The following is a 12,095-nucleotide window of genomic DNA, read 5'->3' as shown; positions in this document are numbered from 1 at the left end:
CGGCTCAGCCCCTATCAGGGCTGGGCCGAGTCACTTCTTGCCGAGCCGCCGACTGCCCCAAGCAAGGTCTCTGCAGATCCATCGGCGACGGGGTCGTTCCCGCCTGTCAGGGCCCCGACGGTTCGGCCGGCCGGTTCGGCGGAACCTTGGCACTCTTCGCGGCCGCTGCCGCGACGGTTGCCAGGTCTTCGCCCGAGAAGCCGGCGCGGCTCAGCACGGCCAGAGATTTGTTCGTTGCCAGCGTGCACAACGCCAGCTCCGCCGCCTCCTGCTCACCGGCCCCCGCCGCCAGCAACGCCTGCTCCAGCAACGCCCGCAAACCGTCGATCATGGCGCGGACCATCGCCTGTCCCTCCGCGTCAAGGGCCGGGATCTGCGTTGCCGACACCGTGAGCAGGCAGCCGTCCGGGACCGTCGGGTCGGCGATGCGGTTCAGGGCGACCTGCAGGTAGGCGGCCACAACGCCGCTCGGGTTCGGGTGAGGGCCAGACAGTGCCTGCTCGTACAGCGGGTGGTAGGTCTGCGCGTACCGCTGGAGGCTTTTGCGGAAGAGGGCGCTCTTGTCGCCGAAGGTGCCGTAGAGCGAGCCCCGGCCCAGGCCCGTGCCCTCGGTCAGGCGATCGATCGAAGCCTCCGAATAACCCCAGCGCCAGAAGACGTGCATCGCACGTCGTAGCGCCTCGTCCACGTCGAATTGCTTGCGGCCTGCCATGGTCCGTCACTCTACACATCTTGTACCGATCGTTCAAAGATGGGTAGGGTCGTCGGCATGACCAACTTGAGTTCGCTGCGACTGCCTGACGGATTCCTCGACGTCTTCACCAGCCGGCTCGTGGAGGTGAACGGACTGCGGCTGCACGCGGTCACTGGTGGGGAGGGCCCGGCGCTGCTGCTGATCGGCGGGTGGCCCCAGACCTGGTACGCCTGGCGGGAGGTGATGCCCGCGCTCGCCCGTCGGCACACCGTCGTCGCCGTCGACTCGCGCGGGGCCGGGCTCTCGGACAAGCCCGACGACGGGTACGACGCCGGTACGCTGGCCGCCGATCTGGTCGCGTTGATGGCCGCGCTGGGGCATGACCGGTTCGACGTGGTCGGCCACGACATCGGCACGTGGACCGGATACGCCCTCGCCGCCGATGACCCCGAGCGGGTGGGCCGACTCGCCATCCTCGAAGCGGTGATCCCCGGTCTCACGCCGTCCCCGCCGTTCTTCGGCCCGGCCGCGGCCAACCTGAGGCTCTGGCAGTTCGGCTTCAACCGACTCACCGACCTCAACGAGGAACTGGTCCGGGGACGGGAACAGCTCTTCTTCGGCTGGCAGTTCGCCACCAAGGCCGCCACGCCGACCGCGATCCCCGCGTACGCCGTCGACGCCTACGTCGACGCGATCACCGCGGATCCTCGCGCGCTGCGGGCGAGCTTCGCGTACTACCGGGCGCTGGACGAGACGATCGCGCAGAACGAGCAGCGCAGCAAGATCCGGCTGACGCTCCCGGTGCTCGCCGTCGGTGGCGCGCTGTGGAGCGGCTCGAATGCCGCTCAGACGATGCGGCTGGCAGCCGACGACGTCACGGGGGTCGTTCTCGACGACTGCGGCCACTACCCGGCCGAGGAGCAGCCGACGCGGCTTGTCGAAGTCCTGGAGGACTTCCTCGCGGCCAACCGGTGAGGCTGGGGTGTTGAGGGCTGAGCGGGTGTGGGTGGAGACACTCACGGTGCTGCGGCCGAGGCGCTGTGAGGTCTCGATGCCTTGCGGGCGATACGGTGTCGGATGCCTCGGCCGGAGGGCCTTTGCCGCAGGTGGCGGTGGTCGTAACCCTTGTAGGCGTCGAGTATGCCGGGCTTGCGGCGGCGAGGTCCTCGGCGGGACCGGATCGGAGGTATGCCCTTCACCAGCGGAATCAGGGCCTGGCCGTCGTGAACATCGGCGCCGGATATCCTGACGGAGACGGGCAGACCGGTCCACTCGGTGATCAGCGGGACGACGACCAGGGGTGGTCCCGTCGTGTCGCCGGTCAGCAGGGCCACCCGCGTTCCGTGGCCGGGCAGCGCCGGACTCTTCCAGCAGGGCCTCTGCCCGTTGCGCGGAGATGGCCATGAATGGCTGCCGGCCGGAGGCCAGCATGTGAGTTTTATGTGAGTCAGAGGGCTCCCCGGTGCAGCCTGCCGAGTCTTCCCAGGTCACGGGCTTGGCATTCCCATGTGACGTTCATGTTCGTCCAGATCCGGTTCACGGCGGCGGCGGACAGTGAGTGGTGCACGCGAGGGTCGCGTGCACCACCGCATCTGGAGTCTCGATGATCGAAGTACGTGGCCTGTCAAAACGTTATGGCGAGGTCCTGGCCGTGGACGATCTGACGTTTGCTGTCCGGCCCGAGGAAGTGACGGGGTTCCTGGGGCCCAATGGTGCCGGCAAGTCGACGACCCTGCGGATGCTCGTGGGCCTGGACGCCGCCAGTTCCGGGACTGCGACCGTGGGTGGGCGGCCGTACGTCGCGCAATCCACGCCACTGAAGGAAGTCGGGGCGCTCCTGGATCCGGGCGCGTTGCTGCCGAGCCGCACCGCCTATCACCATCTGCTGGCGCTGGCGGCCGGCAACGGGATCCCGAGCAGTCGGGTCGAGGCGGTGCTGGCGGAAGTCGGCTTGGAGCACGTGAGCCGCCGACGTGCGGGAACGTTCTCCCTCGGCATGCGTCAGCGGCTGGGAATCGCGGCGGCCCTGCTGGGTGACCCTCCGGTGCTGGTCTTCGACGAGCCGCTCAACGGGCTGGACCCGGAGGGCATCGTGTGGATCCGCTCGCTGATGCGGAGGATGGCGGCGGAAGGACGCGCGGTTCTGATGTCGAGCCATCTGATGAGCGAGATGGAGCTGACTGCCGACCACCTCATCGTCATCGGCAGAGGACGGCTGATCGCCGACACCTCGATGAAGGACTTCATCGAGGCTCACTCCGAACGTGAGGTCTTTGTCCGCAGCCCCCAGGCCGAGGAACTGCGCGGCATGCTCGGTTCAGCCGTTGGGGTACGGCCCGAGAGCAGCGACGCTCTGGTGGTGACGGGAATGGACGCCGCCGAGATCGGCGCGCTGGCGTCGGCCGGCGGAGTGGAGCTGCATGAGCTTGCTCCGCGCCAGGTGTCGCTGGAAAGAGCGTTCATGGATCTGACCCGGGATGCGGTGGAATACCAGTCGGAGAAGGAGACGAGCCGATGACACGTTCGACCACGCAGACCCTTATCAGGGCGACGAAAGCCCGCCGGCGCCCGCTCGTGCTCCGTCTTCAGCCGCGACCGCGTCGTGCCAGGGACGGGAGGGTGACCTTCTGGCACTGCCTGCACGCCGAGTGGATCAAGATTCGTACGATGCGGTCGACGTTGTACCTGATCCTGGGCACCCTGGCGTTCTGCCTCGGACTCGCCGCGCTGAACGGTTCGTCCGCGGGCAGCGAGTTCGCGGACCTGAGCCCCGCGGACCAGGCGTCGTTCGACCCGCTGGCCACCAGTCTGCGCGGTTACCTGCTCGCGCAGATCGCGCTCGGTCTGCTGGGCGGTCTGGTCATCACTTCTGAGTACGGCGCGCGAACGATCGTCCCCACTCTGATCGGGGTTCCGCACCGGGCGCGGGTGCTGGCATCCAAGGCTGTGGTGCTGGTGGGCGTGGCGCTCCCGGTCGGGATCGCGGTGTCGCTGGCCGGGTTTCTGGTCGGGCAGGCGTCGCTGTCCGGGGCGGGCGCTCCGCACCTGGCGCTCTCCGACGGCGTGGCGTCGCGCGGCATCTTTGGTGGTGGCTTGTACCTGGCGCTGGCCGGGCTCTTCGGACTGGCTCTGGGCACGGTGATCCGCTCCACGACGGCAACGGTGACCACACTGTTCGGGGTGATGCTGATTGTTCAGGCGTTCGCCCCGGCCCTGCCCGGAGAGCTGGGGGCCTGGGTGTCCAAGTACTGGCCGCCGATCGCAGGCGGGCAGATCGTCACCAGCTATCAGGACCCCGACTTGCTGAGTCCCTGGGCCGGAGTGGGTGTCATGGTGGGGTCCGTGGCGGTTCTGATGGTGGCGGCATTCATGGTCTTCCGCAAGCGTGACGCGTAGCGGGGCGGGACAGTGAAGACGGAAGATCATCGGTCGAGGACAGGTGCCATGGCGACGACACAACGACTGCTGCTGGTCGAGGACGAGCCCACGCTGTGTGAGCTGCTGTCCGCCAGCTTGCGGCTGGCCGGCTTCGAGGTGACTCCGGTCCAGACGGGCGGCCAGGCCCTGGAAGCGGTCCGCGACGACCGACCCGACCTGATCGTCCTGGATGTGATGTTGCCCGACCTCGACGGCTTCGAGGTGGCACGTCGTCTGCGTGAAGACCCCTCCGATCGAGGAATCGGGCAGCCGCCGATTCTCTTTCTGACCGCCCGGGACGCGGCGGAGGACCGCATCAGCGGTCTGCGGGCAGGCGGGGACGACTACGTCACCAAGCCCTTCAACCTTGAGGAACTCGTCCTGCGCATCCAGGCCGTGCTGCGCCGAACCAGCGGCCGTCGGCCCGATGGGCTCCTGGTGGTGGACGACCTGGAGCTCGATCCCGACAGCCACCAGGTGACCCGCGGCGGACGGCCGGTGCAATTGTCTCCGACCGAGTTCAGTCTGCTGCGCGTGCTGATGGAGAACGCCGGCCAGGTCCTGTCCAGGCATCAGCTTCTGGACCAGGTCTGGCACTACGACTTCGACGGTGACGACTCCATCGTTGCGTCCTACATCAGCTACCTGCGCCGCAAGATCGACATCGCAGAACCGAAGCTGATCCACACGGTGCGGGGGACCGGCTACGTTCTGCGCAGGTCCCGCGCATGAGTACCGCCTCCATGCGCGGGCCGATCAGCCGGATGTCGCTGCGCGGGCGGGTCGTGGCCATCACGCTGTTGCTCGTCGTCACCGCCCTGCTGGCCAGCAACGCCGTACTCGTCACCCTGCTGGAGCGGCAACTGGTGCACCAGCTGGAAGACCGGCTGCGCGCCGCTGCCGCGACGGCGGCGCGGCTGTCGAACCTGGAAGACGTGCCTGGTGAGACGGCACCGGAGCTGCGTGAGGCAGTGGAGCGCGACCTGACGGGCGACGTCTACGTGGTCTACCTCGATTCCGAGGGGCAACTGCTGCGTACGCTGCGGCCGGCTACGCACAGCGCCCCACGTCTTCCCGTCCTTGACCCAGCGGCGGTCGCCGCCCGCGAACAGCAGCCTTTCCAGGTGGCGGCCAAGGGCGACGGCGAAGAGTGGCGGGTCATCGCTACTCCTTTGGCCACGGGTCAGGACGTCGAGGCGGCCAAGGGCGGCAGCGTCGTCGTGGCCGGTTCCCTGGCCCCGGTCCATACGACGATCCGGCACCTGGGCGTGTGGATGCTGGTGATCGACGCGGTGGTGCTCATCGGATTGGGCGTCGTCGCCTGGTTCGCGGTGCGGACCGGCTTGCGGCCGTTGCGGCGCATGGAGAAGACGGCAGCTGCCATCGCGGGCGGGGACCTGTCCAGCCGAGTTCCGCAGCCGGCCACCCTGCGCACAGAACTGGGCCGGTTGTCCGCCGCCCTCAACGGCATGCTGGACCGCATCGAAGCCGGCGACGCCGCCCGCGGGGCCACCAACGCGCGCATGCGTACCTTCATCGCGGACGCCAGCCACGAACTGCGTACCCCACTGTTCGGGATCAAGGGCTTCACCGAGCTGTACCGGATGGGCGGCATGCCGCAGCGTGCGGACGTCGACGCTGCCATGAGCCGCATCGAACGTGAAGCAGCCCGCCTGGTCCGCATCGTCGAGGAACTGCTGCTGCTCGCCCGGCTCGACGAAGACGCCACCGCTGATGCGCATCTGACCCTTCGTCGGACTCCCATGGATCTGCGCACCCTGGCCGCCGACGCCCTGCACGACCTGCGGGCCATGGCACCCGACCGCCCGGTCACCCTGACCGGCCCGGGCGGCGGCCCGCCCGGTGGCGCCCCGGTTCTGGGCGACGAGTCGCGCTTGCGACAGGTCACCTCCAACCTCGTCGGCAACGCCATCGCCCACACCCCGCCCGGCACGCCGGTACGCATCGGAGTCGGCACTGTGCAGGACCGGGCCATCCTCGAACTCCGTGATGAGGGGCCAGGGATGACAGCCGAACAGGTCACTCACGTCTTCGACCGCTTCTACCGTGCCGACACCGCACGTGGCCGCACACAGACCGGCGGTGCCGGACTCGGTCTGTCCATCGTCCGCTCCCTGGTGAGTGCTCACCAAGGCCGTGTCGAGGTGTGCTCTCGGCCTGGGGAGGGCACCACGTTCCGCGTCCTGCTGCCGTTGTATTCCGACAGCTCCGTCGGCAATTCCTGAGGATCGCCCGAGCCCGTCGGTCCGCTGTCGCGGGCGGCGGGCGGTAACCGACACACCGAGCACTTTCAAAAGAACCGATGGCGTGCTCCGCCAAGTGTGCCGCCGTCCTGTTCTGCGCGGCCTCCTGCTGTTCATCGCGGGAGGACTACCGGCGGGATATCACACCCCCGCCGAGCCCTACTTGTTTTTGAGTACAGGGGATCGTCGATACGGCCGACGACACAAATACGGCCGGCCCGGCAGGGTGAATGACGTTCCCGATATCCAGATATGGAGATGTCTTTCATGGCGACTTTCTTGCATCGGGTGGGCCGCTGGGCCTTCCGAAGGCGCCGCACCGTGGTGCTGGCCTGGGTGGCCGTTCTGGCTGCTGCATTCCTCGGGGCTTCCAGCGCATCCGAGGCAACTCAGGACTCGTCCTCCCTGCCCGGCATCGAGTCCCAGCAGGCATTCGACCTGATCAACGAGCGGTTCCCGGGCGCCGAAGCGGACGGTGCGGAGGCCCGCATCGTGTTCGTCGCGACACACGGCCGGCAGGTCACCTCCGCCGCCGGCCGGTCGGCCATCGGTGAACTCGTCACAGCGGTGGCCGACGGGCCGCAGGTCGCCGACGCGGCCAGCCCCTTCGACACGAACGCGGTCAGCAAGGACCAGTCGACCGCGTACGCCACCGTCACCTACAAGGTCGCCGGCGACGATCTCACCGACGCCAGCAAGACGGACCTCACCAAGGCGGTCGAGCAGGCCCGGGACGCGGGCCTGACCGTCGAGGTCGGCGGCTCCGCGCTGGAGACCGAAGCCGCGCAGGGCTTGGGTGAAGTACTCGGCGTGCTCGTCGCCGCAGTGGTTCTGCTGATCACCTTCGGCTCACTCGCGGCCGCCGGCCTCCCCCTGCTCACCGCCGTCCTCGGCGTCAGCATCAGCCTGGCCGGAATCACCGCGTTGAGCAGTGCCTTCGGATTCTCCTCGACGGTCGGTGAACTGGCCATGATGCTCGGCCTCGCCGTCGGCATCGACTATTCCCTGTTCGTGGTCTCGCGCTACCGGGAGGAGCGGGCCAAGGGACACCAGCCGCAGGAGGCGGCGGCCCTGGCCGTGGGCACGGCCGGAAGCGCGGTCGTTTTCGCCGGACTCACCGTCGTCATCGCTTTGCTGGGGCTGTCCGTCATCGGTGTCCCGATGCTCAGCAAGATGGGTATCGGCTCGGCAGGCGCTGTCATGGTCGGAGTCCTGATCGCCCTGACCGCAGTGCCGGCACTCCTGGGCTTCTGGCCGAATGCGGTGCTCTCGCGCCGTGACGGCAAGGGCGGACGCCGCTCCCGTACCAAGATCCTCGGTCTCGGCGGCAGGATCAGAACGGCCGGCACCACCACGAAGGCCCCCCGGGGTGTTCGCTGGGCGCAGTTCGTGGTGCGCCGCCCGCTGCCCGTCCTGCTCCTGTCGGTGATCGGCCTCGGGGCGCTCGCGGTGCCGTCGCTGGACCTGCGGATGGGCATGCCTGGCGATGAGGCCAAGTCGACCGCGACCACCGAGCGCCGCGCCTACGACGCGCTCGCCGAGGGCTTCGGCCCGGGCTTCAACGGCCCGCTGACCGTGGTGGTCGACGTCAAGGAGGCCAAGGATCCGCAGGCGGCCGTGACAGCGGTCTCCCACGAGCTCACCGGCACCAAGGGAGTCGTCTCCGTCTCCCCGGCGCGGTTCAACGAGGCCAAAGACGCAGCGGTGATCGTCGCTGTCCCCTCAACCGCACCCACCAGCCGGCAGACGCAGGACCTGGTGCACACCATCCGCAGCGAGCGCAGTGCGGTGGAGTCCTCCACCGGCGCCGACTTCAAGGTCACCGGTACCACCGCCCTGAACATCGACGTGGGCCAGAAGATGCAGGACGCCCTCATTCCCTACCTCGCGGTGGTCGTCGGTCTCGCCTTCCTTCTCCTGGCCCTGGTCTTCCGCTCGATCCTGGTGCCGCTCAAGGCCGCGCTCGGCTTCCTGCTGTCCGTCGGCGCGGCCCTCGGCGCGATCGTCACCGTCTTCCAACAGGGCCACGGAGCCGGTCTCTTCGGCGTCGACGAAACCGGCCCGATCATGAGCACCATGCCCATCTTCCTGGTGGGCATCGTCTTCGGCCTCGCCATGGACTACCAGGTCTTCCTCGTATCCCGGATCCGGGAGGCGCACATCCACGGAGAAGGGCCCGGCCAGGCCATCGTCACCGGATTCCGGCACAGCGCCCAGGTCGTGGGGGCAGCAGCGCTGATCATGATGGCGGTGTTCGGCGGGTTCATGACGGGCGGCGAATCCCTGGTCAAGATGGTCGGCTTCGGACTGGCCAGTGCCGTCTTCTTCGACGCCTTCGTCGTCCGTATGGCCTTCGTGCCCGCGGTCCTGGCGCTCCTCGGCAAGCGGGCATGGTGGCTGCCGCGCAGGCTGGACCGGCTGATGCCCCGCGTCGACGTCGAGGGCGAAGCACTCACCCAGCATGTCTCCGCGCCGAAAGATCTGCCCGCCGACGATCCACGGGCCTCCGTGACGGTCTGACGCACGTGCCGACCGGGCCGCTCCACCTCAGTCCCGGAGCGGCCCGGACCGGCCTCCACTCTGCCCACTTCCTCAGCCCGCGGTCACGGTACTGCTCGGAGAAACCATGGTCACCCGCCTGCGACGCCGTGTCGATCGCCATCCCCGCCTGGTCGAAGCGGCCTTCCTCCTGTTGATCTATGCGGCCACCAGTAACCAGTACCGCCGGGCCGGGGATGACACCCTGTGGTGGCCGGGCTTCGCCCTCGCGGCAGTCACCTGTACGAGCCTGCTGGCGCGCCGCCGGCGCCCCGGCGCCGTTGTCGTCCTCACCACCCTCGGCACCGCCGTCGCAGGTGTCCAGGGCAGTAGCTTCGGCCCCCTGTTGCTGCTCCCGGTCATCGTCGCCCTGTACGAGCTGACCCTCCAGGTCTCCCAGCAAGCCATCCGTATCCACGGTCTTCTGGTTGCTGTCGTCCTCGTGCCCACCGCCCTGCACTGGGGTGCGGAGGACGAACCCTGGGCGAACGAGGCAGTGAGTCTGGCCTTCTGGATCCTGCTGCCCATCCTGCATGGATTGGCCGTGCGAGCGCGCCGCGCGTACATGGACACCGTCCGTACCCGCGCCGAGGACGCCGAACGCACCCGCCATGAGGAAGCACAACGCCGCGTCATCGAAGAACGCGTCCGTATCGCCCGGGAACTGCACGATGTAGTGGCCCACCACATGGCCCTCGCCAACGCCCAGGCCAACACAGCCGCCCACCTGTTTTCCACTCGTCCCGCACAGACCGGCCGCATCCTCACCGAACTCACCGGCACGACCACGGCGGCGCTGCGCGAACTTGAGGCAACCGTGGGCCTGTTGCGCCGGCCTGAGACTGCCGAGGAATCACTGAACCCCGCACCTGGACTCGACCGGCTCCCCGACCTGGTCGCCGCCTTCGCCGCCGCTGCACTGCACATCACGATCGCTGTCGAAGGCCCCGTGAAGGCCCTGTCGGCCGGGGTGGACCTGACCGCCTTCCGGATAGTGCAGGAAGCGCTCACCAACGTTGCCAAACACGCCGCGGTGAACACGGCACATGTCCACCTCGTCTACGGCCAGGGACAGTTGACGATCACCGTGAGCAATGACAGAAGTCCGATCACGCCCCCACGGGCGCCCGGCGGAGGCTTCGGTCTCATCAGCATGCGAGAACGCGCTCAGTCCGCCGGGGGCAGCCTTCGTGCGGGGCGTTGCCCGGAAGGCGGCTTCGCCGTCACAGCCGAACTTCCCATCAGCCCCTGACCAGGGAGTACGTCCCATGACGATCCGCGTACTGATTGCCGACGACCAGGCCCTGCTGCGAGCAACCTTCCGGGTGCTGATCGACTCCTGTGACGACATGGAGGTCGTCGCCGAGGCCGCCGAGGGGCAGCAGGCCATCACGCTGGCCGGCCTCCACCGCCCGGACGTCGTTCTGATGGACATCCGAATGCCCGGCACCGACGGACTGGCCGCGACCGCCGCCATCTGCGACCGGAGCGAGCTGCAGGACACACGCGTCCTCATCCTCACCACGTTCCAGACCGACGAGCACGTCGCCCAGGCGCTGCACCTGGGTGCGAGCGGATTCCTCGGCAAGAGCACCACTGCCGACGCCTTCCTCGACGGCATCCGCACGGTCGCCGCCGGTGACGCCCTGCTGTCGCCCGTCGCCACCCGCTCACTGATCAGCCGCTTCCTCGCCCTGCCCGTGCCCAACTCCGTCGACGCCGCCCCCGAGCGATTCAGCAGCCTTACTCCGCGAGAGCGCGAGGTGCTGGCCGTGGTCGCAGAGGGCAAATCCAACGACGAGATCGCCGACGCACTCTTCCTCAGCCCCCTGACCGTCCGCACCCACGTCCAGCGGGCCAAAACCAAGACGGGCGCCCGTGATCGTGCACAGCTCGTCGCCTTCGCCTACCAGGCCGGCCTGATGCGACCGCCGCGGTGACAGACGAGGCGACCGGTGCGTTTCGCCGCCCCCAGGGATGCTGCCAAGTCGCCCGAGACCTCGCCGTGTCCGCCCCTGCACGCCGCAACAGGGCTGCCTTCCCTTGTCCGGACTGCCGCACTCACAGACCCGGGCACGCCCTGTCTCTGACCGATCAAGCCCACCCAGAAGACGGGACAAAAAGCATCGTGACTCACCTGCGCGTCGTCCTGACCGGAATCCTCCTGTCCGTCATGGTCCTGACCGTCGCCGTCGCCGAGACCCGTCAGGACAGCGACTCTGCTGGAGACAGTGGCCTGCAAGGCCCTTACGTCGCCCTCGGTGACTCCTACACTTCCGGTCCACGCATACCGTCTCGGAGCGGCAAACCCGCCGGCTGCGACCGCTCCGACCACAACTACCCGGCGCTGCTCGCCGCCCGGCTCAAGCTCAAACCGGGCATGTTCCGCGACATGAGCTGCAGCGGCGCGACGACAGCGGACTTCACCTCGCCTCAGTCGACCGACAACGGCCGCAATCCCGCACAGCTCTCCGCGCTTTCCCGTCGAACCCGGCTCGTGACCGTCGGTATCGGAGGCAACGACATCGGCTTCAGCAGCATGCTGACCCGCTGCCTCACCACAGGAGCGGCGTACAAGCTCATCACGCGCAACAAGGACGTCCCGGTCGACGCTCCCTGTCGAGAGCACTACGTCAAGGACGGCACCGACAGTACGCAGCAGCGGATGACAGCGCTGAGAACAGTACTGTCCGACCTGATGCGAGAGATCAGGCGGCGTGCGCCCAGGGCGCACCTCTACATCGTCGGCTATCCCGCGATCCTGCCGCCCGGCGGCACGGGATGCGGACGCGCCCTTCCCCTCGCTCCCGGCGATATCGCCTACCTGAGGGAGAGGGAGGACCAGCTCAACAAGGTGCTGCGCCGACAGGCCCGAACAGCCGACGCCACCTATGTGGACACCGAAACCGAGTCCCGGGAGCACAGCGCCTGCTCAGCCCAGGACACACGATGGATCGAGCCATTGATCCCCGGTAGCCCGGCGGCACCCGTACACCCCAACGCTCGCGGACAGCGCGGAATGACGCAGATCATCCTGCGCGCCATGAGGGCGACACAGTGAGCTTGGCTGGAGCACGTACTTGGTTCTGCACGAGGCTGAGCAGCCGCTGACCGGCGGGGCCAGGGTCCGTCTGCCGATTCCCGGTCGCATGTTGCCGGGCGAGGGGAATGCCTCAATTGAC

General features: G+C 68.3%; 11 protein-coding genes. 9 read left to right on the top strand and 2 right to left on the bottom strand.

What is annotated here, in order from left to right:
* Positions 1 to 106: 106 nt before the first annotated feature.
* Positions 107 to 712, bottom strand: coding sequence for a TetR/AcrR family transcriptional regulator (locus OHS59_RS00970; protein ID WP_328491463.1), 606 nt, complete (start codon positions 710 to 712; stop codon positions 107 to 109).
* A 57-nt stretch (positions 713 to 769) separates the two neighbouring features.
* Between OHS59_RS00970 and OHS59_RS00965 the strand changes: the two genes are divergently transcribed.
* The gene (locus OHS59_RS00965) at positions 770 to 1,669 is read left to right on the top strand and encodes an alpha/beta fold hydrolase (RefSeq protein ID WP_328491462.1); all 900 of its coding nucleotides are present in this window, start codon (positions 770 to 772) and stop codon (positions 1,667 to 1,669) included.
* A 41-nt stretch (positions 1,670 to 1,710) separates the two neighbouring features.
* Here the strand turns inward: OHS59_RS00965 and OHS59_RS00960 are convergent, their stop codons facing one another.
* Positions 1,711 to 2,028, bottom strand: a complete 318-nt coding sequence (locus OHS59_RS00960; protein ID WP_443061361.1) for a hypothetical protein — start codon at positions 2,026 to 2,028, stop codon at positions 1,711 to 1,713.
* 269 nt (positions 2,029 to 2,297) lie between these two features.
* Between OHS59_RS00960 and OHS59_RS00955 the strand changes: the two genes are divergently transcribed.
* The 8 genes from OHS59_RS00955 to OHS59_RS00920 all read left to right on the top strand — a co-directional run bounded on the left by OHS59_RS00955 (position 2,298) and on the right by OHS59_RS00920 (position 11,974).
* Complete coding sequence (locus tag OHS59_RS00955) at positions 2,298 to 3,212, top strand: ABC transporter ATP-binding protein (RefSeq protein WP_328491461.1); 915 nt, start codon at positions 2,298 to 2,300, stop codon at positions 3,210 to 3,212.
* Positions 3,213 to 3,313: 101 nt separating this feature from the next.
* A complete protein-coding gene (locus OHS59_RS00950; protein WP_328491460.1) occupies positions 3,314 to 4,090 on the top strand; it encodes an ABC transporter permease in 777 nt (258 codons plus the stop codon).
* 48 nt (positions 4,091 to 4,138) lie between these two features.
* Complete coding sequence (locus tag OHS59_RS00945) at positions 4,139 to 4,843, top strand: response regulator transcription factor (RefSeq protein WP_328491459.1); 705 nt, start codon at positions 4,139 to 4,141, stop codon at positions 4,841 to 4,843.
* Positions 4,840 to 6,357, top strand: a complete 1,518-nt coding sequence (locus tag OHS59_RS00940) for an ATP-binding protein (protein ID WP_443061360.1) — start codon at positions 4,840 to 4,842, stop codon at positions 6,355 to 6,357. Before OHS59_RS00945 ends, OHS59_RS00940 begins: the two co-directional genes overlap by 4 nt.
* Positions 6,358 to 6,642: 285 nt before the next feature.
* Positions 6,643 to 8,895, top strand: a complete 2,253-nt coding sequence (locus OHS59_RS00935) for an MMPL family transporter (RefSeq protein WP_328491457.1) — start codon at positions 6,643 to 6,645, stop codon at positions 8,893 to 8,895.
* A 106-nt stretch (positions 8,896 to 9,001) separates the two neighbouring features.
* Entirely contained in the window at positions 9,002 to 10,165 is a 1,164-nt protein-coding gene (locus OHS59_RS00930) for a sensor histidine kinase (RefSeq protein ID WP_328491456.1), read from the top strand.
* Positions 10,166 to 10,181: 16 nt separating this feature from the next.
* Positions 10,182 to 10,853 (top strand): response regulator transcription factor, encoded by a 672-nt coding sequence (locus OHS59_RS00925; protein WP_328491455.1) that lies wholly within the window; start codon positions 10,182 to 10,184, stop codon positions 10,851 to 10,853.
* A 188-nt stretch (positions 10,854 to 11,041) separates the two neighbouring features.
* Entirely contained in the window at positions 11,042 to 11,974 is a 933-nt protein-coding gene (locus OHS59_RS00920; RefSeq protein ID WP_328491454.1) for an SGNH/GDSL hydrolase family protein, read from the top strand.
* Positions 11,975 to 12,095: the final 121 nt, after the last annotated feature.

The organism is Streptomyces sp. NBC_00414 (assembly GCF_036038375.1).
GTDB lineage: Bacteria > Actinomycetota > Actinomycetes > Streptomycetales > Streptomycetaceae > Streptomyces.
This window is presented reverse-complemented; position numbering and strand designations above follow the sequence as displayed.

What these genes read in the sequence shown, in the direction of transcription:
- OHS59_RS00935 (WP_328491457.1), top strand. Translation starts at nt 6,643, where the DNA reads ATGGCGACTTTCTTGCATCGGGTGGGCCGCTGGGCCTTCCGAAGGCGC.
- OHS59_RS00965 (WP_328491462.1), top strand. Translation starts at nt 770, where the DNA reads ATGACCAACTTGAGTTCGCTGCGACTGCCTGACGGATTCCTCGACGTC.
- OHS59_RS00945 (WP_328491459.1), top strand. Translation starts at nt 4,139, where the DNA reads ATGGCGACGACACAACGACTGCTGCTGGTCGAGGACGAGCCCACGCTG.
- OHS59_RS00970 (WP_328491463.1), bottom strand. Translation starts at nt 712, where the DNA reads ATGGCAGGCCGCAAGCAATTCGACGTGGACGAGGCGCTACGACGTGCG.
- OHS59_RS00940 (WP_443061360.1), top strand. Translation starts at nt 4,840, where the DNA reads ATGAGTACCGCCTCCATGCGCGGGCCGATCAGCCGGATGTCGCTGCGC.
- OHS59_RS00930 (WP_328491456.1), top strand. Translation starts at nt 9,002, where the DNA reads ATGGTCACCCGCCTGCGACGCCGTGTCGATCGCCATCCCCGCCTGGTC.
- OHS59_RS00925 (WP_328491455.1), top strand. Translation starts at nt 10,182, where the DNA reads ATGACGATCCGCGTACTGATTGCCGACGACCAGGCCCTGCTGCGAGCA.
- OHS59_RS00955 (WP_328491461.1), top strand. Translation starts at nt 2,298, where the DNA reads ATGATCGAAGTACGTGGCCTGTCAAAACGTTATGGCGAGGTCCTGGCC.